The organism is Spiroplasma endosymbiont of Virgichneumon dumeticola, assembly GCF_964264745.1.
In the GTDB taxonomy this organism is placed as follows: domain Bacteria; phylum Bacillota_I; class Bacilli_A; order Mycoplasmatales; family VBWQ01; genus Spiroplasma_E.
Map to the genome: position 1 here is coordinate 341,414 of NZ_OZ183478.1, position 24,521 is coordinate 365,934.

Consider the following 24,521-nt stretch of genomic DNA (forward strand, 5'->3'; position numbering starts at 1 on the left):
TTAAATTAAATGGAGTATTAGCTCAGTTGGGAGAGCAATTGCCTTACAAGCAATAGGTCGGGGGTTCAAGTCCCTCATACTCCACCATTTACCTGCTGATGTGGCTCAATCCGGCAGAGCAACGGTTTTGTAAACCGTAGGTTGCAGGTTCGATTCCTGTCATCAGCACCATTATATAAAACCCATTAATATATGGAGGGGTAGCAAAGTGGCCAACTGCACCTGGCTGTAAACCAGATCTCTTCGAGTTCGGGGGTTCGACTCCCTCCCCCTTCACCATATTTACCTTGGGGCGTAGCCAAGCGGTAAGGCAACGGCCTTTGACGCCGTCATCGTTGGTTCAAATCCATCCGCCTCAGCCATTATAACTAAATATTTGTCCTCGTAGCTCAGTGGTAGAGCACTCGGCTTTTAACCGAGGTGTCGCAAGTTCAAGTCTTGCCGGGGACACCATAAAAATAAAAGCCCAGGTGGTGAAATGGCAGACACGTCAGGCTTAAGATCTGATAACTTTTAACGGTTGTGCGAGTTCGAGTCTCGCTCTGGGCACCATTTATATATTAATTAATGACGAGGAACTATTCCTCATTTTTTATAAGTTATTAAATAACTTTGCCCAGATGGCGAAATGGCAGACGCAGTAGACTCAAAATCTACCGAGAAATCATGCGGGTTCGAGTCCCGCTCCGGGCACCATTAGATATTACAATATTTTTCTGACAAAATATACATTTATCGATAATAAAAAGAGTATTCTTTATGAGTACTACCTTTCTCATATTATACCTCCTAAGGTATTATTTTAACTTTAGGTTGGACATAATCAAAAGATTGAATAAAATAGTTTACGGATAGGGATATACCAATACCTATCTGTTTTTATTCCCTTAAACCTATAGACCCCCCCAATTTCATTCATAAATAAGTAATAGATTTAAAGAAATACTTATTTACAGTCTTTTCAATTCACTTATTAATAAGTGAATTTTTATTTTTTAGAAAGGAGAAAAAAATGAGATTATCTAAATTTAACCCTAAATATTTATGAGAAGCAAGAAAAGAATTTAAAAGACAGTACTGTTAGAATAAAATTTCGGACTTCTCCCCACATGTACTTGTGGAGGAAACAATGAAATTGAATGAGTTCAATAATACTTTTCAAACTGAAAAACAATGTCTTGCATATATAGCAAGTTTGAAACAAAGCAAATGTATTAGGTGTTCTAGTTTTAATTTGAATACTTCTAATTTAAGAAAAATGAGATGTTTGAAATGTCATCAAACATTCAGTATTCTCACGGGCACTATATTTTCAAAGTCACAAACACCTTTAATATCTTGGTTTTATCTCATCTTTAGATGAATAAACACCAAACATGGAATTCCATCAACTGATGTTGCAAAAGAATTGGGAGTGACCTTGAAAACAGCTTGAAGAATGGGTCATAAAATCCGAAGTGCCATTGCTAAACAAGAACCTCAATTCATTGTTGAGGGCATAGTGCAAATGGATGAAATGTATCTTTCACATATGGGTTTTGTTCAACAAGGAAGATCCTTGTTGAACAAAACCTTGATTGTTGGTATTTATGAAAAAACAACCAACAATCTGATTGTGAAAGTATTGAAAAACGCAAACAGTAAAAATCTTTTGCAGTTTGCAATAAACCACATTTCTTCAAAGTGTGATGTACATACTGATTCTTGAAAAGGATATCGCGATTTGAAATCGGTTTTCACTAAGCATGAAACAGTTAACCATCAAGATGGCTATGTTTCAAAAACTGGTGTAAATACCAACCAAATTGAGTCAGTATGAAAACATATACGAAGAACATTTAAAACACATATCAAAGTTGCAAAACATCATATTCATTTATATGCAAAAGAAGCTGCATATAAATTCAATAACATACCTAGTTTTGAAACTGTAATGCTATGTTTAATTTAAAAATGTGGGGAGAAGTCCGTAGATAGGCTTTTCTCAGCATTTATGTGATAAAATTTAAAAATAGTACATAAATGGAGAAAAGCCTAAAATTTTTACTATAAGTAAAATTATTGTTTATTAATAAAGATAAATCAAGTATTTAAAAATTATTTTTGTTATAATTAGTAAATATAAGTAAGGTGTGACTGTATGAAAAAGCAACGTTTAAATATTTCTAAATTAGGATTCTTATTATCTGTAATGGGTTCTGCTGTTGGATTAGGTGGGATTTGAGGCTTTCCAACCCAAATGTACAACCATCATGGTGCTTTTCTTATTCCCTTTTTAATTTGTATGGTTATTTGTGCCATTCCCGTTTTATTTATTGAAATGACAATTGGTAATAAATATCGCAAAAATCATATTGAATTCTTTAGCGAAATCGGTGGTAAAAAAGGTGCTTTTTTTGCTTGATTACATTCAGCAACCGTAATTTTACTAAGTACTTATTATAGTGTTTTAGTTAGTTGAACTTTAATCAATATCATTATTAGTTTTACCAATAACTTGAATAATGGTTCATATTTTTATCATGATATTTTACAAGTTACTAGTAGTGCTCCTTCTAGTTTTAGTAGTCTTGGTTCGTTAAACTGAATGGTATTATTAGCGACATTAGGGGTATGAATTATTTTAGGAATTATTTTATTAGGTGGTGTTGAAAAAGGAATTGAGAAGGCAAATAAAGTTTTTATTCCTTTTCTCTTTGTCATGATTATTGTATTAGCTATTTATACTAGCACCTTATCGGGTGCTAAGTTAGGTTTAAATGTCATGTTTAATTTGAATGGTAAAGATTTGTTAACTCCTAGTGTCTGGAAATATGCATTTGGTCAAGCATTTTTTATGTTATCAACTTGTACTGGAACTATTTATATTTACGCGGCTCATGCACCTCAAAAACAAGATAGTACTAATCAGGCTTTTGTTGTGGCATTTGGAACAACTGTGATTGGAATTTTAACTGCAATGATTGTTTTTAATGCCATGGGTGCTATTGCTCATAATAAAGGTGAAACTAATATTGATAATATTTTTCAAGCTGGACCAGCATTAATTTTTCAAGTAATACCACAACTATTTGGTATTATTAATAGTCACGTTCAAGTGTTAGGTAATGTTTTAGCCATTTTCTTTTTTGTTACCCTCTTTTTTGCTGGCATGTCATCGCTCATTGGTCAAGTAGAATCAATGGTTAATGGTTTAGAATATGAAATTCATTGACAACGCAAAAAGAGTTTAGCAATATCTTTACTAGGAGCAATGTTAGTATCAGTCTTGTTTACTTTTAATAAATCATCATTTCTCTTTGATGGTTTAGGGATGTGAGTTGCTCAAATTTGGTTATTAATTCTTGGTTTTATCTTATTAGTTGGTATTAGTCCTTGGGGTTGAAATTTATATGATAATTTAAAACAAGAAAATAATAAAAATTCCTGAATTAAATGAAATAAAGGGTATAAGATAGTGATTTTAATTATTGCTCCGCTTTTAATAGTAGTTAATATTGGTACGGGAATTTATGATTTTATTATTAATGCTATTGATAGCCCATTTGTCTACGGTGTAATTGGTACCACATTAGGTATTGGTTTAATTTTAATTTTAACATTTTCTTTAACATATCATAAAGCTATCCATGAAAAATTTAATAAAATAGTTACTCGTAAAACTAAAAGTGAAAGAGGTTAGTAATATGGATATTGGTGCTATTATTTTAATGGTTGTTAGTTTAATTGCTATTATTGGTGGTTTTATTTGCTTTATTATTATGGATTTTAAAAATCATGATAAAGCAAAAAAAGCTGAAAATGATAATGAATAGTGAAACATTATTTGGTTAAATTGCTAAAATAGATTAATTTTTAAAATCTTCAAGCGATATAGTAAAATTAACAGTATGTGTGAAATCTAAAAAAGACAATGTGACAATATCTAATTTTTCTTTAACTTGATATACGTAGCATGTTCTCTAGTATCTTCATGAATAGTTGGAGTCACTAGTATAGAGAAAACATTGTTTTTTGTTAAACAATATTCTTTCAAATGTCTAGTTATTGAAGAAGATTCGCGTATATGTTGTTGAACTCCTGTAAGTAAAGTGACTTCAAATAAAACTGAATAAGTTGTTCCTTCACAAATAATATCAGCCTTACCACCTGGTGCATGAACAACTGGAATTCCTTCATCATCAGAAATATAGTTTGGAATCACTGTTATATCGGTATATTTTTTTTTGTAAAATTAAAGAGATAATAAATTCAAGTCTTACCGATTCTTTAATGTATTTTAATACATCATGTTTTGAACTAGCACGTGTATTTGCTAAAATCATTAACGGACTTCTCCCCACATGTACTTGTGGAGGAAACAATGAAATTGAATGAGTTCAATAATACTTTTCAAACTGAAAAACAATGTCTTGCATATATAGCAAGTTTGAAACAAAGCAAATGTATTAGGTGTTCTAGTTTTAATTTGAATACTTCTAATTTAAGAAAAATGAGATGTTTGAAATGTCATCAAACATTCAGTATTCTCACGGGCACTATATTTTCAAAGTCACAAACACCTTTAATATCTTGGTTTTATCTCATCTTTAGATGAATAAACACCAAACATGGAATTCCATCAACTGATGTTGCAAAAGAATTGGGAGTGACCTTGAAAACAGCTTGAAGAATGGGTCATAAAATCCGAAGTGCCATTGCTAAACAAGAACCTCAATTCATTGTTGAGGGCATAGTGCAAATGGATGAAATGTATCTTTCACATATGGGTTTAAAAAACAAGGAAGATCCTTGTTGAACAAAACCTTGATTGTTGGTATTTATGAAAAAACAACCAACAATCTGATTGTGAAAGTATTGAAAAACGCAAACAGTAAAAATCTTTTGCAGTTTGCAATAAACCACATTTCTTCAAAGTGTGATGTACATACTGATTCTTGAAAAGGATATCGCGATTTGAAATCGGTTTTCACTAAGCATGAAACAGTTAACCATCAAGATGGCTATGTTTCAAAAACTGGTGTAAATACCAACCAAATTGAGTCAGTATGAAAACATATACGAAGAACATTTAAAACACATATCAAAGTTGCAAAACATCATATTCATTTATATGCAAAAGAAGCTGCATATAAATTCAATAACATACCTAGTTTTGAAACTGTAATGCTATGTTTAATTTAAAAATGTGGGGAGAAGTCCGAAAATAAATTATATTTAAACATTAAAAACCAAGAATAACATTTAGTTTTGCGCTATTCTTGGTTTTTCAACCACCTAATCTCTTGAGATTACGACTAACAGGTAATAAGGACAACTCTTTACTATAATATTAAAGGAATAATTCCCACAGTAAATATTTGAAATTTACCTGGTAATCTAATTAACAATCTCTAAAATCTCTCGTTAATTAATAATTTTACATTATAGTTTAACCATTGTTCACAGTTAGAATACTTATAAATATTATCATGAATAATTTACTTTGCAAACAATATATAAACTTTAAGTTGTATTTTTCTTAATTTTCATTTTTAAATTCATAAATATTAGTGCCAGTTTTATCAACAGTAAATCCCACAACATAACAAATTCCACAAAGAAAATCAATAATTCTTCTGCGGTCGTTAACAACAGTATTTGTTAAATCAATTTTAATTGGTTTTTGTAAAATCATAGCATTAGCCATCGGTTCAATTTCTTGATAACTTTTAGGAGCAAATTCTTGAACTGCTTCTTTAAAATGCTTATTGATAGAAGTAGTAGTATCATTATTAACTACTGGTTTTTTTCTTCATCCCATAATACTCTATCCTCGATTTCTTTTTCTTAAAAATGTTGGTAAATCATCATCAATTTCCATGATTGCTTCTTGAACTATTGCTTGTTGTTGTTCTTCTTTTTTCTTAGTTTGAACTTGTATTTCATTACTTATGTATTGGGTTTTACTAGTGCTATTAACAAAATCGCGGTTATCAATTTTAGAAGTTAAACCAAAATTAGATGTTGTTGTTAATTTTTCATCAAAACCAGTAGCAATCACAGTAACAATCATTTCATCATTTAAATGTTCGTTAACAGCAACACCGAAAATAATGTTAACATCGCTACCAGCAGCATCACGCACTAAATCCACAGCGATATTAGCATCAGTTAAAGTCATTGTTGCACCACCAGTGACATTAACAATCGCATTTTTAGCACCTTTAATGGCAACATCATCTAGTAATGGTGATGAAATAGCTTTAGTAGCTGCTTGTTTGGCTTTATGTTCACCTTTTGCGATTCCAATTCCAAATAACGCATTACCTTTATTTTGAATAATAGTTCTGACATCAGCAAAATCCAAGTTAATTAATGCTGGGACAGCAATTAAATCAGTAATAGTTTGTACACCTTGACGTAAAATATTATCTGCTTCTTTAAATGAATCTTTCACAGGAATATTACCAATGACTTGTAATAACTTATCATTAGAAATAATGATAATAGCATCAACTTGTTTTTTTAAGTTTTCAATTCCAACCGCAGCATGAGCGTTGCGATTACGTCCTTCAAACTTAAATGGTTTAGTAACAATGGCAATCGTTAGGGCACCACAATCTTTAGCAATTCTTGCCACAATCGGAGCTGCACCAGTTCCAGTGCCACCACCCATGCCCGCAGCAATAAAAACCATATCAGCACCCCCAAGGGCACGTTTAATTTCAACTTCACTTTCAATTGCCGCTTGTTTGCCAATCTCAGGATTTGCTCCAGCACCTAAACCTTTTGACAATTCTTTTCCTAAGATAATTTTATTTGCTGCTAACGAAGCATTAATAACTTGTTGGTCAGTATTAGCAACATAGAAGTCAACACCTTCTACTTTCGCTTCAATCATGCGATTGACAGCATTGTTACCAGCACCCCCCACACCAATTACACGAATAGAGGCTAATTTATTGTCTTCATCTACATCGTTTTTAATAATAGAGGCTAACTGTTCAAATTGACTAGTGTTGTCATTTTCCATTTTCTCAACTCCTTAATACTTTTTTGAAATTCATTCTATTTACTATTACCATTATACTGATAACTTGAGAAATTAGGTGAATTATATTTTTTTGTTTCATTATTTTGTGGTAAACGATGGTGATTGGCTTTTGGCAATATTGGTAAAGTATTTATCGATGAAATAATATTGTTGTTAAAAACATTAACCAAGTGCTGGTAGTGGGTAACACCAATTAAACTAGTTCAATTATAACTGTAGGCACCTAAATTTTGATTTAACATATATTTAATAGTTGCTAGTTTACTATGATTTTTAAAATAATTAGCAAAGCCAGCTAATCCGACAGTAATACCTGTGCAAATAACTTCCATTTCCCTACTATTGTTATTACTTACTTCGTCTAGGAAATATTCAATACAAGTAATAATTTCATTAATTTGGTTTTGCACTGTCGTTTGTAAATCAGATTTAGTTAAGCAAATTTCTTGTTTATGTTCATTAAGATGTTTATCAACTACAATATCACATAAATAATTACTATTAATGTTAATAATCTTTTGTAAATATTTTTCTGCTTTATCATAGCCACAATGCATTTGTTTCATTAAAGCTTGAATAATTTGATTTCAACCAATTTTAATGTTAGTAGTAGCATATAAAACAGAATTGTTAAATACACTAATTTTAGTACTATTTAAGTTTCAATCAATTAAGACAATATTATTGTTGTTATTAATATTACACGCTAGGGCAAACTGATCTAGGGTAACTGTTAATAAATCAACTTGTGCATTTTTAAATACTTCTAATTGTGAAGAATATAAAGTTTTAGGTAGTGAATAAACTAACGCATCAACATTCAGTACTTGTCCTTTTAACCCGATTGGTAATTGTTCACTACTTCTTTCATTATTAACTTTAAAACTGTAAGGTTTAGTTAAGCATACAACCTCAGTACTATCAATAATAATGTTTTTGGCCATATCAATCACTTTGCTACAATCAGCATTAGTAATAATATGGTTGTCATCTTTAAAATCCATCATGGCTTGTGATTGATAAATTTTTAAATTGTTTGATGGCAAACTTAAAACAATTCTTTGCACATTGATATTTAAAGTTTTATTAATTTTATCAAGCATCTTGCGTAAACTATTACCTGTGGCAATAGGATTGATGATAACACCATTTTCAGCAAACTGTTCATTTTCTATTCTTGCTTTGTATAGAACTTGAATTTGATTATTAACATAATTGTTAACCATTAATTTTAAATTGAAATCTTCAATTTGACAAACAACATATAGTTCTTGGTAATTCATAAGTTCACCTCCAAACAATTTTAAGAGTTATAGAAAAGCAATAACTCGTAACTTAGCACTGCGTGCTCGTGGGTTTAAGTTAATTTCTTTGGTCGTTGGTGCTAAAGCTCGTTTTGTGATTAACTCATATTTAGGAGTTCACTTACTAGCAATTGGTAGTTTGGCATAGAGTTGGGCTAAAGGGTCAATTAATACTTTATTAAATGTTTGTTTGACAATTCTATCTTCTAAAGAATGAAAACTAATAACTACTATTCTGCCTTGGGGATTTAATAAAGTTAAAGCTTGATTTAACGAATCTTGTAAGTTGTTTAATTCGTTATTAACGGCAATCCGTAAGGCCTGAAAAGTTTTTTTAGCAGGATGATGTTGTTTATTTAATGCTTTGGCTGGTAATGATTTTTTAATAATCGCTACTAACTCAAAAGTTGTATTAATTGGTTTAATAGTTCTTGCTTTAATGATATTATTAGCAATCTTACTAGCAAATGATTCATCACCATAATTTCTAATAATCATTACTAGTTGTTGATAATCATAGTTGTTAACAATGTCTCAAGCACTTAGTGTTTGTGATTGATCCATTCTCATATCAAGCTTAGCGTCTTTCATATAACTAAAACCTCTAATATCTTCATCAACTTGTGGTGATGAGATACCTAAGTCATATAAGATGCCATCAACTTTCGTAATGTTTCTTTGTAACAATTGTTTTCGAAGATGAACGAAGTTGCTTTTAATGATTTCATATTTATCAACAAAGGGTTGTAAGATGTCATTACTTTGAACAATGGCTTGTTCATCTTGGTCAAAGGCATATAGTTTACCAGAGGTAAGTTTACTTAAGATGACTTTACTATGACCAGCACGGCCTAAGGTACAGTCAACATAAATCCCGTCAGGTTTAATATTTAAGAAATCGATAGTTTCTGTTAACATAACAGAAACATGTGCTAGTAAATTGGTATTATTCATATCGTTAAATCTCATCTAGAGTAGCTGCTGCTAACTCAAATTTATCGTTGGTATCTTGGTTAAAGCGATTTCAGTTAGTTTCTGATCAAATTTCAATTTTGTTGGACAGTCCAATCATAATTACTTTTTGTTTAATATCAGCTAATACCAATAATGAGTGGGGAATGTTAATGCGACCTTTACCATCTATTTTTAATTCTTCTGAGTTGGCAAATACTTGTCGCGCTAGAATTCGTGCTTCTTTCTGTCCTTCTGATTGATTTAAAATTTTGTCTTGTCATTTAATGAATTCAGGTTCGTTACGAATAACGAGACATCCTTCAAAACCTTTGGAGACAACAACTGTTTCATTTTCATGAAAGTAACCCCTAAACTTGGCTGGAATTATCATCCGCTTTTTCTCATCAATAGTTGATATGGCTTGGCCTAGTAGCATTAATATCACCCACACTTTCCCACTATTACCCATATTATCTCATCTTTATAAAATAATTGCAATAAATAAGGATAAAAGGGGAAGAAATGATAGGAAATAGGGATAGAAAAAAGTAGTAAGTATATTATGATACTTACTACTTAGAATTGATTATTAAATAGTTATTATAGTTACCTTTTACTAATTTATGAACACGAATAGTTGGAATTTAAACTACTTGTGTCTTTTACTTGTTCAGATAAGGTTTCAATTTCAATTACTGTATCTGGGCAAAAAGGTTTAATCTTTTCTTTAACATTAACAATAATTTCTTTTAATTCCTGTTCAATAGGATTTTCTTTATAAAAATTCGGATTATTAAATAGTCCTATTAGTGAAGCTGTTAATCCACATGTACCATCAACAAGACCACCAACTATACCTTTAGTAGAAAGTTCTGGTTTAACAGTAAATAATGATACTCCACCAGCCAGAACACCAGTTTGACATGTGACACCTGAAATAGTAGATATTCTATCTAGGGTTTTATATAGGTTTCCATTTCCTGCTCCTGCTGCTTTTAAACGAGCTTTACATAAATTTAGTACAGCACTAAGACCTCCTGTAATAGTAGTACTTGTGAATAGGCCATAAGGTAATGGATTTCCTATTGTAAAATCTGTTGCTTGTAACGCTGTTTTAAATATTGTGTCTGCCACATTTACTTCTAAAGTTGAAATGAAATAAGAAATATTTATAAGTATACCAAGTCCTGCAAGAATTTGTTCTTCTAAAGGAGTTAAATTATTTCCACGCGCTATTTCATAAACAGTACCTGCTGTTCTAGCAACAGCATTAGTAATATTCATTAATTGTGCAATTGGATGTGCATTATGTAAAGCTAAAGTAATAGTTGCAGCACCAATTGATGAAACAACTGATAAAACTAATTTTAAAATATTTGCTGATGACATACCAGTTTGACTTTTAATATTTTTTTCAAAGTCGCTAAGAATAGTTTTAATTTGTAATAAATTATCACTGATTAATTTTCCTAATTGATTATTAAAATTGGTTAAAAAGTTAGTTAAATCTTTAGCAAAAGGATTATCTTTAATCATTTGCATAAGACAACCAATTTGTTGACTAACTGCAATTTTGTCATCAAGTGATATTTTTATTACTGTGTTTACTACAGGTTCTTCTATTTTAATTGCTAATTCTTCTTCGTTTCTTACTAAAACTTGGCTATCTTCTTGATTATTTGTTATTGGCATTTTTACTATCTTCTTTCTCTTTTTTACTTTTAAACACAAAAAAACCTATCTAGTATAGTTACTAAATAGGATTAAATAAATTAAGCAAATATTCCATTTATGTGTTTATAAAACTATTATAAAACTAATAATATTAAAATACAATACAATAACATTATATTTTTAACATTTTTAAATTTGATGAAATAAAGTTAACTTAAAATCTTTCGTATTAACAAAATCATTATTAGTAAAAGAAATTTGATAATGATTACCATTTAATTTATTTAACATTTGATAACTTAATACAGCACTAGTTATTCCATTATCTTCTTTATATTTTTTCATTTTCACATCACTAATCATAAAATAAGTAGTATTACTAATATCAAAATATTTAGTATATTCATCTTGATATAATCTTTCTTGTTCGGTAATCATATTATTAATAATGCCTGGATGGTTCTTATCACCTTGGATAATCCCTAGTAGTTGATTAATACTACTGTTTGGTGTATTAAGTCATGCACTTAAACTATCCAAAACACTACCAACTTTAAAAGTAGTTTCACCATTAAACTGAACACCTAATATTGTTAACACTTCTTTGACATTATGAGTAGTAGTACTTGGATTATCAATAATATCTTTAATATCATTAAGAGCAGTGGTAAATTCTGTTTTATCAACCGTTAAATCTAAATATTTAGATAAATCTTGCAATTTAATGACAGGATTAGTTGTTAAATATTTATTAGTAAAATCAAGAACTTTATTAATATAATCATCAATAGGAATTGATTTTAAAGCATCAGTTAAACTATCAGCAACTTTAGTGGCAATGTCATGAATACTAATAATAAATGAAAATTTAGAAAAAATTTCAGGCAAAGTTCAATACGAAGTTACTGGTCAACCTGTCGCTTTAATCACAATATCTTCACCAAATGGTCCACCTAACAAATCAGATATTAATGAAATTAAATCATTATGGCCTGCTGATGATAGTAAATGTTGTAATTCCAGTAATACTGTTTTGATAGCAATATCTTTATTAGCACTATCATCATTTCAAGTAACACTGTTAATTCCTAAAGTAGGATTTTCCATTTTTAATACTTTTGCTTTTAGCACCGGAACTATTGTTTTAATTAAATATGGCAATGCAGCAGGTGTATTAACAATTTTACTAATAGTATCAGTAAATGTCTTAAGAAAACCATCAGTATTAAAACCTGTTGGTAAACCAACTGTAGTTGTAATATTATCAGCTATCATATCACCAATATATTTTCCTGAAATTAATTTAAAAATATAATTAAAATTAACACCAGCCATGTACTCATAAAACTGTGTTCAGTTTCAACCACTAGCTCTTGTTTCAACATAATGTCAATTATCATAATCATTAAGCTTTTGTCATGCTTGAGCATATGTACCTTTTTTTGACATATAATCTTTCATTTTTGCTAGTAAATTATCACCACTAAAATCTTGTGGTTGATCTCAATCACTTAACAGTTCTTTAACTGCGCTTGTTGCCATTGGCAAATAAGTACTGTAAGATAAATAATTATCAATATTAGGGATTAGTCCTTTAACAAGTTTTAAAGCAGTATCTATTAAATCAACATTTTTATCTTGTGATAAAAAACTATTATTTAAATAACTTTTAATCATTGGTAAATAAGTGGCATATTTTTGATAACTACTAATATTTTTGGTTATTTTATCAATACTATCTTGATTAGCACCATGGCGTTGGAACAATGGTTGGATTGTGTTAATGCTATTACCATCTAAATTGGTTGTTCAATTTTTAATAAAATCATTACCAGAATTATCACCTTTCAAATTATTAATATCCTTGCTTTGGTTTTGTCCATACATATTGTTTAAAAGGTCGTTAGTATTAAAATTTTGATTTTGACCAATTAACAATGATTTACCAACAATTGATGTTTCATTAGCGTATTTAGTAGCGGTTTGATTATCAACGTTACTACTAGTAAGATTAATAATTTGATTGTTAGCTTCATTAAAATTAACAACAAAAACTAATGCAGTAAGACTAGAACTTGTTAATAAACTAGTTGCAAAAAATAAATTTAATTTTCTTTTCATGAAAAAGTACTCCGATGATATAGATTTTAATATATATTATATCGTATTATTTTTCCTTTACTACTCTAGTTTAGAATTAGGTTAATTAAATGTCATTATCATTGTTGAATTGTAAGCAATTAATTGCGAAAAGTGACAAGAAATATAAAAGGCTTTTCTCCCTTTATGTACTATTTTAAATTTTATCACATAAATGCTGAGAAAAGCCTATCTACGGACTTCTCCCCACATTTTTAAATTAAACATAGCATTACAGTTTCAAAACTAGGTATGTTATTGAATTTATATGCAGCTTCTTTTGCATATAAATGAATATGATGTTTTGCAACTTTGATATGTGTTTTAAATGTTTTTCGTATATGTTTTCATACTGACTCAATTTGGTTGGTATTTACACCAGTTTTTGAAACATAGCCATCTTGATGGTTAACTGTTTCATGCTTAGTGAAAACCGATTTCAAATCGCGATATCCTTTTCAAGAATCAGTATGTACATCACACTTTGAAGAAATGTGGTTTATTGCAAACTGCCAAAGATTTTTACTGTTTGCGTTTTTCAATACTTTCACAATCAGATTGTTGGTTGTTTTTTCATAAATACCAACAATCAAGGTTTTGTTCAACAAGGATCTTCCTTGTTTTTTAAACCCATATGTGAAAGATACATTTCATCCATTTGCACTATGCCCTCAACAATGAATTGAGGTTCTTGTTTAGCAATGGCACTTCGGATTTTATGACCCATTCTTCAAGATGTTTTCAAGGTCACTCCCAATTCTTTTGCAACATCAGTTGATGGAATTCCATGTTTGGTTTTTATTCATCTAAAGATGAGATAAAACCAAGATATTAAAGGTGTTTGTGACTTTGAAAATATAGTGCCTGTGAGAATACTGAATGTTTGATTACATTTCAAACATCTCATTTTTCTTAAATTAGAAGTATTCAAATTAAAACTAGAACACCTAATACATTTGCTTTGTTTCAAACTTGCTATATATGCAAGACATTGTTTTTCAGTTTGAAAAGTATTATTGAACTCATTCAATTTCATTGTTTCCTCCACAAGTACATGTGGGGAGAAGTCCGTAATTTTTATAAAATCTTCCTCAATATTTTTTGAGCCAATTAGTAAATTCAAAATATTTAATTCAACAAGGTAATTTCAAACTTGATAGTAAATTTTTTCAAAGTTAACATAATATTCATAGTCAACTATTGTGGTTTTAAGATTATCAATAATACTTGTAAATGCTCTTTTCATATCTATTATCCCTTCATTAATAGTTGTATATAATAGTCTCTATTCCCACTCTGCCTTCTCCATTAGAGTTAATCATTCTTTTTACAGGAACTACATCAATAGTAAATCTTTATATAACTCATTTATTAATGGTGTATTGTGGTTTGTTATCATAACATAACAGCCTTTTTCTTTTAACTTATGAGCCAAATTAGATAGTCTTTTTTGACCTTCAATACCAAATTTATCTTTTGTATAATTATCAAAAGTATCTTTCTTTATTAAATCATATGGCGGATCGAAAAAAATAAAATCTCCTTTTTGTGCATAATTACAGACATTTTCAAAATCACTATTTAAAATCTCAACATTACTATTTAAAATTCTACTTAAATTTAAAATATTGTTTTTTTCATATAACTTAATTTTTTCCTTTTTATTTCAAGGAACATTAAAATATCCAGATTTATTAACGCGATACAAACCATTAAAGCACGTTTTATTTAAATAAATTAATCTAGCGGTTTTAATAAAAATATTTTTTTTATTTCAATTTATATCCCGATCTTGCTCTCTAATAAGAAAATAATATTCTTTAGAGTTTAAACCATGATTTAGTTCATGTTCATCTAATAATTTCATTCATTTTTGTGGATTTTCTTTTATTGCTTTATATGCATTAATTAATTCAGAAGAAATATCATTGATTATAAAAGGCTTTTCTCCCTTTATGTACTATTTTAAATTTTATCACATAAATGCTGAGAAAAGCCTATCTACGGACTTCTCCCCACATTTTTAAATTAAACATAGCATTACAGTTTCAAAACTAGGTATGTTCTTGAATTTATATGCAGCTTCTTTGGCATATAAATGAATATGATGTTTTGCAACTTTGATATGTGTTTTAAATGTTCTTCGTATATGTTTTCATACTGACTCAATTTGGTTGGTATTTACACCAGTTTTTGAAACATAGCCATCTTGATGGTTAACTGTTTCATGCTTAGTGAAAACCGATTTCAAATCGCGATATCCTTTTCAAGAATCAGTATGTACATCACACTTTGAAGAAATGTGGTTTATTGCAAACTGCAAAAGATTTTTACTGTTTGCGTTTTTCAATACTTTCACAATCAGATTGTTGGTTGTTTTTTCATAAATACCAACAATCAAGGTTTTGTTCAACAAGGATCTTCCTTGTTTTTTAAAACCCATATGTGAAAGATACATTTCATCCATTTGCACTATTCCCTCAACAATGAATTGAGGTTCTTGTTTAGCAATGGCACTTCGGATTTTATGACCCATTCTTCAAGATGTTTTCAAGGTCACTCCCAATTCTTTTGCAACATCAGTTGATGTAATTCCATGTTTGGTGTTTATTCATCTAAAGATGAGATAAAACCAAGATATTAAAGGTGTTTGTGACTTTGAAAATATAGTGCCCGTGAGAATACTGAATGTTTGATGACATTTCAAACATCTCATTTTTCTTAAATTAGAAGTATTCAAATTAAAACTAGAACACCTAATACATTTGCTTTGTTTCAAACTTGCTATATATGCAAGACATTGTTTTTCAGTTTGAAAAGTATTATTGAACTCATTCAATTTCATTGTTTCCTCCACAAGTACATGTGGGGAGAAGTCCGATATAAAATTAATCAATGGGTAACCGAAGTCTCACATTGATTATTAAGAACCATTAGGTTCTCTTTTTTATTATCAAAATCATAAATTAACACGTATCTAAACTATTGCTTTATTTAATTTTTAAGTCTAATATTACTAAGCATTATTATTTAAAAATTTTAAAGGAGAAACAAAGTTTAATGTTAACAAGAAAATATGGTTTATTAACCGTAACTATGATGGCTATTAGTGCTACTTTAGGTTCATCAATCTTAATAGCCTTTGGTCAAGTAGCATATCAAGCCCAATATAATCCCATTTTAATGTTATTAGCATGAATTATTGGGGCTATACTAATCATTCCCGGACTACTATTATTTGCCGAAACAACTAGTAGTTATCCTGAAAATGGAACTGCTTATACATGACTAAAAAAAGCTAAATTTCAAGCAACAGCCTTTTGATTTGGATGAATCTTAGTATTATTAGTAGCAGCAACTGCGATTGCTAGTGCAACAATTGCATGTGGTAATTTAATTGCTAGTTTAGCAGCAATTACTAATCCATGACTTATTAAATTAATAGGAATTGGTGTCTTAGTAATAATGGGTTTAACTCATATTTATACAAAAAAAATAGTAGGAATTTCACAAACTATCTTTACAGTTTTAAAATTCATTCCCATTTTATTGGTAATGATACTAGCGATTGTTTATGGGAGTCTTGCTAATTTTGAAAAACCAGAAGTTACTAAAAATTTACATCAATTATTTTTAACTTCTTATATGCTATTACCAGCCATGGCGATGACCATGTTTGCCTATTCAGGAATTGAAGCTGTTACGTATGTAGCAGGTGAAATTAAAGAACCACGCAAAAATATTATTCGTGCGAAAATTATTGCTATTTTAGTAGTAGTTGGTGTTTATGTAATTTTAGCTGTTGCCATTATAACCATTAATATTAGTAACAATTTAAATGCTTTTTCAAACAATTTATGGAGTGAAGCTATTTTAAGTAGTAAAACAATTCCTCACGGTTTTGCTTTAGCGTTTAATATCTTATCAATTGTTATTTTCTTAGGTTCACTCAATGCCTTCTTGCTTTACCATTCACGAATGGTTCATAAGTTAGCCCAAGAACATGACTTGTTTAATATCTTTAGCAAGACTAATAATCCTACTAATTCACCTTATTTAGCCATTGTTTTATTAATGTTGTTATCATCAGTTTATGTATTATGAGACCAGTTGTATAGTGTTATTACTTACTTCATTATTGCCACAACGGTTTTACAATTTATTGCTTTTAGTGTCGCGTTAAAATTACGTTATCAAGATTCAACATATAAACGTATGTTTAATAATTTTTGATATTGAGTTTTATTTTTATCAACTATTATTGGTAATATTTTATGTTTAATCGGTGCTATTATTTCTATGTATGTCTTTGCCCGTGATAGTCATGATTGATGAATCTTGTATAAATGCTTCATTGTTTGTGGAGTATTAGTAGCAGGGTTTCCTATTTACTATATTAAAGAATTTACTAAAAAACGCATGATAATTAACAAGCAAAAACAATAAAAAACTTAATAATAAAATTAACTTAAAATCAAGATTAAATTCTATAATAAGTACAGAAATAATTACAACCACAACTGCTGTTAGTTCTGATGAATAGCATTTACCTGTTACAGTTCCTGAAAGTTTACAACTAGTTTTTACTTTTTGAATAATTTGAACTTGGCTTCAATAAACTGTGACTTTTACCTGAGAGTGAGGTGGGACTTTTATAGTTTGTGCTGGAACAGTATACTCCTTAGTTTCTGAATGTTGTTCAGCAATAGTACCGCTTAAACTTACTTTTACGTTAGTTTTGTCAACAAGAATATCCGTCTCTTCACTTACTTTAATTCCTTGCGTAATAGAAGCAGATACAGTTTCACCTATCTTTTTTGTAAAACTCATAGTTGCTATATTTTGCTCTAAATCATTATAATTTTTTAAAATATTTTCACCGACATACTCAAAAGTTTTATCTTGAGAAATAATTTCAGGGTCCCCAATTGTTTCACCTACAGCATCAGTAGTTTTTAAGTTAGAAAGTTTTACATCTTCAATTTTATCAATTTTTCAACCTGAATAACATTTTATATCTTCAGCATATACAAAAGCTCCTTGAATATAATCATTAATATTTATAACAGAGTTTTCATTATAAATGTGCGTGAATTCTTTTAAGGGAGATTATAAAAAATTTAACCCGTTAGTAATGGTAATAGAAGAAAATAATATTAGTTTGTTAATCATAATAAACCCCACCTTGGAGTAAATAAAATTATTTTTAGAAAAGTAATTATTCATAATTAATCAAGGCTTTTCTCCCTTTATGTACTATTTTTAAATTTTATCACATAAATGCTGAGAAAATCCTATCTACGGACTTCTCCCCACATTTTTAAATTAGACATAGCATTACAGTTTCAAAACTAGGTATGTTATTGAATTTATATGCAGCTTCTTTTGCATATAAATGAATATGATGTTTTGCAACTTTGATATGTGTTTTAAATGTTCTTCGTATATGTTTTCATACTGACTCAATTTGGTTGGTATTTACACCAGTTTTTGAAACATAGCCATCTTGATGGTTAACTGTTTCATGCTTAGTGAAAACCGATTTCAAATCGCGATATCCTTTTCAAGAATCAGTATGTACATCACACTTTGAAGAAATGTGGTTTATTGCAAACTGCAAAAGATTTTTACTGTTTGCGTTTTTCAATACTTTCACAATCAGATTGTTGGTTGTTTTTTCATAAATACCAACAATCAAGGTTTTGTTCAACAAGTATCTTCCTTGTTTTTTAAAACCCATATGTGAAAGATACATTTCATCCATTTGCACTATGCCCTCAACAATGAATTGAGGTTCTTGTTTAGCAATGGCACTTCGGATTTTATGACCCATTATTCAAGCTGTTTTCAAGGTCACTCCCAATTCTTTTGCAACATCAGTTGATGGAATTCCATGTTTGGTGTTTATTCATCTAAAGATGAGATAAAACCAAGATATTAAAGGTGTTTGTGACTTTGAAAATATAGTGCCCGTGAGAATACTGAATGTTTGATGACATTTCAAACATCTCATTTTTCTTAAATTAGAAGTATTCAAATTAAAACTAGAACACCTAATACATTTGCTTTGTTTCAAACTTGCTATATATGCAAGACATTGTTTTTCAGTTTGAAAAGTATTATTGAACTCATTCAATTTCATTGTTTCCTCCACAAGTACATGTGGGGAGAAGTCCGTTAATCAATAATATATTATTGATTAAGATTTGTTATAGTTTTACATAAAAATGAATCAGAGTATTAAAACATAATTTAAACATTTTTATATGTTGCGATTACTTTTCACTAAAAGTATAACATCTCTAGTAGGAACTATTTTAGAAATTTATATTAAATTTTTAGGAATAGAGATATATGATTAATCTTTTATTTTTACCTTAAAATCTTTACATGTTATATGATACTATATAATCATATAATTAAAAAGAAACAGGTGAATAATATGTTAACTGCTGGTATCGTTGGATTACCTAATGTTGGTAAGTCAACGCTTTTTAAAGCCATTACTAATTCTCAAGTATTAATTGAAAACTACCCATTTGCCACTATAAAACCAAATGTTAGTAGTGTTCCTGTCAATGATGAACGATTTAAAAATTTACTTAAAATTTTTAATCCCCAAAAAATTGTTCCAACTATTTTAGAAATGCATGATATTGCTGGCATTGTTCGTGGTGCTAGTAAAGGTGAAGGTTTAGGTAATGAATTCCTTGGTAATATTAGAACTGTTGACGCAATTTGTGAAGTAATTCGCTGTTTTGATGATGCTAACGTTAGTCATGTGGAAGGTGAAATTAATCCTATCAATGATTTTGAGACTATTGAATTGGAATTAATTTTTGCTGATCAAGAAGTAATTAGTAAAAGAAAAGAAAAAGTTCGTAAAAAAGCTGAAATTACAAGAGATAAAAAAGGAATTGCCGAAGTTGCATTGTTAGAAAAAATTAATGAAAAATTAAGCCAAGAAATTGCTATTCGTGATCAAGGATTAAGCGATGATGATTTAGAAACAATTAAATCATATAATTTTTTAACTGCTAAACCATTAATTATTATTGCTAATATTGGCGAGAATGATTTAGAAACTAAAACTAATAAATATGTTGAAATATTAAAGCCATACATGAGTAAGAAAAAAATTGAAGTAATTGTCGTTTGCGCTAAAACTGAATGTGAATTATCAGAATTAGAACCAGAAGAGAAAGCAGAAATGTTTAAAGAATTAAATATTTCTGATTCAGGAATTAATCAAATTGTTGTTGCTACTTATCAATTATTAAATTTAGCAACTTTCTTTACAGTAGGTCCTAAAGAAGTTCATGCTTGAACTTTTATTAAAGGTATGAAAGCACCACAATGTGCTGGTATTATTCATACTGATTTTATGAAAGGTTTTATTAGAGTTGAAGTTTATAATTATCAGGATTTAATAACATTTGGTAGCGAGAAGAATGTTAAAGATCAAGGAAAACTACGTGTTGAAGGAAAAAAATATATTTTTCAAGATGGTGATATTTGTCATTTCCGCTTTAATGTTTAAATTAATAATATAAAAATCTAATAGTTTTGTTATAATTAATACGAAAAAACTATTTAGAAAAGGAGAACTTATTTATGTTAAGTAGTGATGTACAAACATTTAATCCTGTTGAATCTAATTATATTGTTAACAAAAAGACTAAGCGTTTTGATTTAATAAAAAAATTAAAATTAGCCCGTGGTTTATTATTTTGAGGCCCTATTGCCCATATTGCCGGTAGTGTTATTTTTTTAATATTGTTATTAGTAGATGCTGTTGTTGGTAAAAAATTAGGTTTTGAATTAACTAAATTAGAACTAGCATTATCATTATCATATGTAGGAATTGCAGTTTTAATTAATGTTATTTGTTTCATGTTGCCAGCTAAAAAACTAAAAAAGAAACGTTCAATTCGTATCATTGCCATTTCAACTTTAATTTTATCAACTTTAATTTTAAGTGGTAGTTTCGTATTTTGAATAATACCTGTGTTATTGTTTTTTTCTTTGATAACATTAGTTATATGGTTATGTGAAATTATCGCAGCTATTATGTTAATTTTAGTAGTTGAAGAATTACCAAATCAAAAATAAAAAAAGTAGGAGCATATTAATGAATAAGATAGATTTAGAAAAACTTGAAACTAAAAAACCAGTTTTTTTCCCTTATGAAAAAAAAATAAAGAAAGCATATTTTGCCTACTTAGGAGTTTGTGCTATACCTTTTATATGAAGTTTTATTTTTTCATTATTTGCTACTATTAATGTTGCTAAGTATCAACTTTATAATTTAAGTCTGACAGATTTTAAATATAATATTTTAAATTTATTATATAATCCTGCGCTTTTTTTATTTTTATTAATAGTTAGTATGCTACTATTAACTTTTGCTCCTAAGGTAAGTAATATTTCTTCTAAGTATAGTAATCGTATGTTTTATATTGCCTTTTGATTTTTAATTCTTAGTACCATGTTAAGTTCAGAAGTACAATGAACTTATATTTCGCAATCAGAAATTTTATGAGGTAGTCATTACAATTGAATTAATCCTATTCTTGCCCTTATCTTTATTATCATTAGTATCTTTTCGATTTTGGTTGTTCAAGTTTACTTTTGAATTATGCGTCGTAAATTTACTTTTATTAATTCATACTACGAAATTTATACTAATCGTAGTATGATGAAGCAAAACTATAAAATCAAAAAACAAGAATTAATTCGTGAAAAGAAACAAAAAAAGTTTTTACTTAAAGTAAATAAAAAGTAAGGAGAATTTTAAAAATGAAAAATCGTAATTTGTGATTTATTAGGTTTTTTTTATTATTAGCAGTATTTCTTATTTATCAATTAGTATACTTAATTTTTTTATCGAAAAATCATGAATTAAGAAATTTATATACTAATGGTTTTGAAATAGTTGTTCCTACTTCTAGTTTTAATCCTTCTAGCTATGGTGCTGTATTTTATGTGCCAGTTATTGGATTAGCAATTAGTAGTATTGCATTTATTGGTTGTGTTTTTACTTCAAGAATTTTTATTGATAAATCACCTCGTGTTAAATTGATGTTTTTAGTAGCAACTTTTAGCATTTTTATCATTGGTTTTTTAATTAATTTTTCTGGTGAGTTATTTTACAGTGAATGAAATAATAAAATTGCTATTATTCAACCTAAAAATCTCCCAACTGGTGTTACTTTTACTGCCAATCATTTTTATCAAAACTGAGTTGCTAGTTCAACAATAGTTTGGTCAATATTTGGCATATTTTTTGCCATGCTAGTTGGTTGTGTAATTTTACTAATTAAATTGCATTTGATTAATATTCAAATGTTTAACTATAAAAGTCAACATGAAAAAGAAGAACATTTAGAACTTGAATTACGACAACCTTTGCCAAGTTCTAATGAATTTGATCCCAATGATAGCCAGACTATTACCATTTTTCTTGATAACGAAAATGACGAAGTGACAGATTTAGAAACAGAAGAGGAAAATGATGAATATGAAGAAGACGATAAAAGTGACACCAAGAAAATTAAACGAAAAAAAAGAAAACAAAAATCATAAAGACGGTGATAGTATGAAAGTTAGAGTGCGATATGCACCAAGTCCCACGGGATATTTACACATTGGTGGAGCACGAACAGCATTATTTAATTATTTATTCGCTAAAAACAATAAAGGGCAATTCATTGTTCGTATTGAAGACACTGATTTAGAACGTAATATTACTGATGGTATTAGTTCGCAATTAGATAATTTACGTTGAATGGGAATTATCCCTGATGAAACTATTGATACACTAGGTGAATATGGGCCATATAAACAAACCGAACGTTTAGATATTTATTTAAAATATGCTCATGAACTGGTTAAAAATAAACATGCATATTACTGTTTTTGTACTAGTGAAACATTAGACAAAATGCGTGAAGATCAAACTGCTGATAACATTTTAGCTTTTCAATATGATAAAAGATGTTTAAAATTAGATGATAAAACGATTGTTGATAATTTACAAAAAAAAGTTTCTTATACTATTAGAATTATTATTCCTGATGACAAAATATATATGATTGCTGATTTAGTTCGTGGTAATGTTGAATTTAAAACTCAAGATTTAGGTGACTTTATTATTATCAAATCCAATGGTGTAGCTACATATAATTTTGCCGTTGTTATTGATGACCACTTAATGGAAATTAGTCATGTTTTTCGTGGTGAAGAACATTTATCTAACACACCACGACAATTAGTAATTTATGAATATTTTAAATGAACACCACCAGTTTTTGCTCATATGACATTAATTATTAATAGTGATCGCAAAAAATTATCAAAACGTGATGGTAGTTTAATGCAATTTATTCATCAATACCGTCAAGAAGGTTACTTACCAGCGGCCATTTTTAATTTCATTGCTTTACTAGGATGAAGTTCGCACGAAGAAAAAGAAATTTATAGTAAAGAACAATTAATTAAACTATTTACTCCTAAATATTTAAGCCAAGCACCAAGTATGTTTGACCCGCAAAAACTATTATGAATGAATAACCAGTATATTAAACAATTAACTAATGAACAATACTTAGCGTTAGTTATCCCTTTCATTAAAACTAAGTATAATTGAAGTAGTAATTCTTCAGAATGATGGGCGCAAATGTTAATCATTTATCAACCACAATTAGAGTATGGTGCTCAAATTAATGAGTTAGTAACATTATTTTTTAAAAATAATTATCAATTAGAAGTTGATGCTAAAACCTTTATGAAAGAAAATTATTGTAAAAATGTGTGTACAACCTTTATTAATAAAATTGTTGCTTGTCAAGGATGAACTAATGAAAATATTAAAACTATTATTAATGAAGTTAAAGTTGAAACTAAAGTAAATGGTAAATTGTTATTTATGCCTATTAGAATTATTACTACTGGTCAAATGCATGGTCCTGATTTAGTAAGTACTATTAAGTTATTAGGTTATGATACTATTACTAAGAATTTAAAGTTAAATTTTAAGAAGTAATTAAATAAAATTATTATTGATAAAAACTTGAAAAAAATTTCCTTAATTCCTGAACTAAAAACACAGACAAATTTGTTTTTTATATTATTATTTAATCATTATCTAAATAATAATTAAACGGACTTCTCCCCACAAGTACATGTGGGGAGAAGTCCGATATGGATTAATTACTATACCAATTATTATTACAAGTCCTTATTTAATTTATCAATATCAACAAATTAAAAAACATAAAAAAGAATGTAATTTATGTAAACAACATTCAAATAAAATTCAAATAGAAAAGGTGGAATAAAAAATGAATTTAACAGTATATTTATTAAGTGGAATTATAGGAGGAGCAGTTACTAGTGGTATTATTATTGCTTTT

27 protein-coding genes, 7 tRNA genes and 1 pseudogene are annotated in these 24,521 nt (G+C 28.7%); 20 read left to right on the forward strand and 15 right to left on the reverse strand.

Annotated elements, in window-relative coordinates:
• The first annotated feature begins 11 nt into the window (after positions 1-11).
• The 10 genes from ACFEL4_RS02255 (at position 12) to ACFEL4_RS02300 (ending at position 3,815) form a co-directional block, all read left to right on the forward strand.
• Positions 12-87 (forward strand) — tRNA-Val (locus tag ACFEL4_RS02255).
• 7 nt (positions 88-94) lie between these two features.
• Positions 95-171: transfer RNA gene (locus ACFEL4_RS02260), tRNA-Thr, on the forward strand.
• A 23-nt stretch (positions 172-194) separates the two neighbouring features.
• Positions 195-279 (forward strand) — tRNA-Tyr (locus ACFEL4_RS02265).
• Positions 280-288: 9 nt separating this feature from the next.
• Positions 289-362, forward strand: a tRNA-Gln gene (locus ACFEL4_RS02270).
• Positions 363-378: 16 nt separating this feature from the next.
• A tRNA-Lys gene (locus tag ACFEL4_RS02275) sits at positions 379-453 on the forward strand.
• Positions 454-464: 11 nt separating this feature from the next.
• Positions 465-552, forward strand: a tRNA-Leu gene (locus ACFEL4_RS02280).
• 62 nt (positions 553-614) lie between these two features.
• Positions 615-696, forward strand: a tRNA-Leu gene (locus tag ACFEL4_RS02285).
• A gap of 433 nt (positions 697-1,129) precedes the next feature.
• The gene (locus ACFEL4_RS02290) at positions 1,130-1,951 is read left to right on the forward strand and encodes an IS1595 family transposase (RefSeq protein WP_375317934.1); all 822 of its coding nucleotides are present in this window, start codon (positions 1,130-1,132) and stop codon (positions 1,949-1,951) included.
• Between the two features lie 189 nt (positions 1,952-2,140).
• A complete protein-coding gene (locus ACFEL4_RS02295; RefSeq protein ID WP_375317935.1) occupies positions 2,141-3,682 on the forward strand; it encodes a sodium-dependent transporter in 1,542 nt (513 codons plus the stop codon).
• 4 nt (positions 3,683-3,686) lie between these two features.
• Positions 3,687-3,815 (forward strand): hypothetical protein, encoded by a 129-nt coding sequence (locus ACFEL4_RS02300; RefSeq protein WP_375317936.1) that lies wholly within the window; start codon positions 3,687-3,689, stop codon positions 3,813-3,815.
• Positions 3,816-3,925: 110 nt separating this feature from the next.
• Here the strand turns inward: ACFEL4_RS02300 and ACFEL4_RS02305 are convergent, their stop codons facing one another.
• Positions 3,926-4,204 carry an AlwI family type II restriction endonuclease gene (locus ACFEL4_RS02305; protein WP_375317937.1) on the reverse strand — a complete coding sequence of 93 codons (279 nt, stop codon included), beginning with the start codon at positions 4,202-4,204 and terminating at the stop codon, positions 3,926-3,928.
• A gap of 159 nt (positions 4,205-4,363) precedes the next feature.
• Here ACFEL4_RS02305 and ACFEL4_RS02310 point away from each other — a divergent pair, with 159 nt between their 5' ends.
• Positions 4,364-4,900, forward strand: a complete 537-nt coding sequence (locus ACFEL4_RS02310; RefSeq protein ID WP_375317285.1) for a hypothetical protein — start codon at positions 4,364-4,366, stop codon at positions 4,898-4,900.
• Positions 4,795-5,184: an IS1595 family transposase gene (locus ACFEL4_RS02315; protein ID WP_375316929.1), complete on the forward strand. Its 390-nt coding sequence runs from the start codon at positions 4,795-4,797 to the stop codon at positions 5,182-5,184. The genes ACFEL4_RS02310 and ACFEL4_RS02315 overlap by 106 nt, the downstream gene beginning before the upstream one ends.
• Before the next feature lie 337 nt (positions 5,185-5,521).
• Here ACFEL4_RS02315 and sepF read toward each other — a convergent pair whose 3' ends face one another.
• The 9 genes from sepF to ACFEL4_RS02360 form a co-directional block, all read right to left on the reverse strand.
• Positions 5,522-5,803 (reverse strand): cell division protein SepF, encoded by a 282-nt coding sequence (gene sepF, locus ACFEL4_RS02320; protein WP_308150007.1) that lies wholly within the window; start codon positions 5,801-5,803, stop codon positions 5,522-5,524.
• Between the two features lie 6 nt (positions 5,804-5,809).
• The gene (gene ftsZ / locus ACFEL4_RS02325) at positions 5,810-7,015 is read right to left on the reverse strand and encodes a cell division protein FtsZ (protein ID WP_308150008.1); all 1,206 of its coding nucleotides are present in this window, start codon (positions 7,013-7,015) and stop codon (positions 5,810-5,812) included.
• A 35-nt stretch (positions 7,016-7,050) separates the two neighbouring features.
• Positions 7,051-8,319 carry a hypothetical protein gene (locus ACFEL4_RS02330; protein ID WP_375317938.1) on the reverse strand — a complete coding sequence of 423 codons (1,269 nt, stop codon included), beginning with the start codon at positions 8,317-8,319 and terminating at the stop codon, positions 7,051-7,053.
• Between the two features lie 27 nt (positions 8,320-8,346).
• On the reverse strand, positions 8,347-9,294 hold the full coding sequence (gene rsmH / locus ACFEL4_RS02335) for a 16S rRNA (cytosine(1402)-N(4))-methyltransferase RsmH (RefSeq protein ID WP_308150010.1): 948 nt from the start codon (positions 9,292-9,294) through the stop codon (positions 8,347-8,349).
• Positions 9,295-9,298: 4 nt separating this feature from the next.
• Complete coding sequence (gene mraZ, locus ACFEL4_RS02340) at positions 9,299-9,763, reverse strand: division/cell wall cluster transcriptional repressor MraZ (protein ID WP_375317939.1); 465 nt, start codon at positions 9,761-9,763, stop codon at positions 9,299-9,301.
• A 152-nt stretch (positions 9,764-9,915) separates the two neighbouring features.
• Positions 9,916-10,986, reverse strand: a complete 1,071-nt coding sequence (locus ACFEL4_RS02345) for a hypothetical protein (protein ID WP_375317940.1) — start codon at positions 10,984-10,986, stop codon at positions 9,916-9,918.
• 171 nt (positions 10,987-11,157) lie between these two features.
• The gene (locus tag ACFEL4_RS02350) at positions 11,158-13,089 is read right to left on the reverse strand and encodes a hypothetical protein (RefSeq protein WP_375317941.1); all 1,932 of its coding nucleotides are present in this window, start codon (positions 13,087-13,089) and stop codon (positions 11,158-11,160) included.
• Between the two features lie 233 nt (positions 13,090-13,322).
• Positions 13,323-13,712 carry an IS1595 family transposase gene (locus tag ACFEL4_RS02355; protein ID WP_375317942.1) on the reverse strand — a complete coding sequence of 130 codons (390 nt, stop codon included), beginning with the start codon at positions 13,710-13,712 and terminating at the stop codon, positions 13,323-13,325.
• Positions 13,607-14,143, reverse strand: coding sequence for a hypothetical protein (locus ACFEL4_RS02360; RefSeq protein WP_375318390.1), 537 nt, complete (start codon positions 14,141-14,143; stop codon positions 13,607-13,609). Before ACFEL4_RS02360 ends, ACFEL4_RS02355 begins: the two co-directional genes overlap by 106 nt.
• Here ACFEL4_RS02360 and ACFEL4_RS02365 point away from each other — a divergent pair.
• Positions 14,124-14,252: a hypothetical protein gene (locus tag ACFEL4_RS02365; RefSeq protein WP_375318387.1), complete on the forward strand. Its 129-nt coding sequence runs from the start codon at positions 14,124-14,126 to the stop codon at positions 14,250-14,252. The genes ACFEL4_RS02360 and ACFEL4_RS02365 overlap by 20 nt on opposite strands.
• On the opposite strand, the pseudogene ACFEL4_RS02370 reads toward ACFEL4_RS02365, so the two are convergent.
• The 3 genes and pseudogenes from ACFEL4_RS02370 to ACFEL4_RS02380 form a co-directional block, all read right to left on the reverse strand.
• Positions 14,216-14,353, reverse strand: a pseudogene (locus tag ACFEL4_RS02370) (DpnII family type II restriction endonuclease); the annotation flags it as partial. The gene ACFEL4_RS02365 and the pseudogene ACFEL4_RS02370 sit on opposite strands and share 37 nt — an antisense overlap.
• Positions 14,354-14,443: 90 nt before the next feature.
• Positions 14,444-15,064 (reverse strand): DNA adenine methylase, encoded by a 621-nt coding sequence (locus tag ACFEL4_RS02375; protein ID WP_375318352.1) that lies wholly within the window; start codon positions 15,062-15,064, stop codon positions 14,444-14,446.
• A gap of 66 nt (positions 15,065-15,130) precedes the next feature.
• Positions 15,131-15,952, reverse strand: a complete 822-nt coding sequence (locus tag ACFEL4_RS02380; RefSeq protein ID WP_375317943.1) for an IS1595 family transposase — start codon at positions 15,950-15,952, stop codon at positions 15,131-15,133.
• Between the two features lie 215 nt (positions 15,953-16,167).
• Here ACFEL4_RS02380 and ACFEL4_RS02385 point away from each other — a divergent pair, with 215 nt between their 5' ends.
• Positions 16,168-17,553 carry an APC family permease gene (locus ACFEL4_RS02385; RefSeq protein WP_375317944.1) on the forward strand — a complete coding sequence of 462 codons (1,386 nt, stop codon included), beginning with the start codon at positions 16,168-16,170 and terminating at the stop codon, positions 17,551-17,553.
• On the opposite strand, the gene ACFEL4_RS02390 is transcribed toward ACFEL4_RS02385, so the two are convergent.
• Positions 17,476-18,210, reverse strand: a complete 735-nt coding sequence (locus ACFEL4_RS02390; protein WP_375318353.1) for an ETX/MTX2 family pore-forming toxin — start codon at positions 18,208-18,210, stop codon at positions 17,476-17,478. The two genes, ACFEL4_RS02385 and ACFEL4_RS02390, sit on opposite strands and share 78 nt — an antisense overlap.
• A 217-nt stretch (positions 18,211-18,427) precedes the next feature.
• On the reverse strand, positions 18,428-19,249 hold the full coding sequence (locus ACFEL4_RS02395; RefSeq protein ID WP_375317945.1) for an IS1595 family transposase: 822 nt from the start codon (positions 19,247-19,249) through the stop codon (positions 18,428-18,430).
• Positions 19,250-19,549: 300 nt separating this feature from the next.
• Here ACFEL4_RS02395 and ychF point away from each other — a divergent pair, with 300 nt between their 5' ends.
• The 6 genes from ychF (at position 19,550) to ACFEL4_RS02425 (ending at position 24,446) form a co-directional block, all read left to right on the forward strand.
• Positions 19,550-20,647: a redox-regulated ATPase YchF gene (ychF, locus tag ACFEL4_RS02400; protein WP_375317946.1), complete on the forward strand. Its 1,098-nt coding sequence runs from the start codon at positions 19,550-19,552 to the stop codon at positions 20,645-20,647.
• A gap of 74 nt (positions 20,648-20,721) precedes the next feature.
• The gene (locus ACFEL4_RS02405; RefSeq protein ID WP_375317947.1) at positions 20,722-21,219 is read left to right on the forward strand and encodes a hypothetical protein; all 498 of its coding nucleotides are present in this window, start codon (positions 20,722-20,724) and stop codon (positions 21,217-21,219) included.
• Positions 21,220-21,238: 19 nt separating this feature from the next.
• A complete protein-coding gene (locus tag ACFEL4_RS02410) occupies positions 21,239-21,892 on the forward strand; it encodes a hypothetical protein (RefSeq protein WP_375317948.1) in 654 nt (217 codons plus the stop codon).
• Positions 21,893-21,906: 14 nt separating this feature from the next.
• Positions 21,907-22,692 carry a hypothetical protein gene (locus ACFEL4_RS02415; protein WP_375317949.1) on the forward strand — a complete coding sequence of 262 codons (786 nt, stop codon included), beginning with the start codon at positions 21,907-21,909 and terminating at the stop codon, positions 22,690-22,692.
• Between the two features lie 13 nt (positions 22,693-22,705).
• The gene (gene gltX, locus ACFEL4_RS02420; RefSeq protein WP_375317950.1) at positions 22,706-24,151 is read left to right on the forward strand and encodes a glutamate--tRNA ligase; all 1,446 of its coding nucleotides are present in this window, start codon (positions 22,706-22,708) and stop codon (positions 24,149-24,151) included.
• Between the two features lie 139 nt (positions 24,152-24,290).
• Complete coding sequence (locus ACFEL4_RS02425) at positions 24,291-24,446, forward strand: hypothetical protein (RefSeq protein ID WP_375317951.1); 156 nt, start codon at positions 24,291-24,293, stop codon at positions 24,444-24,446.
• The last annotated feature ends 75 nt before the right edge of the window (positions 24,447-24,521 follow it).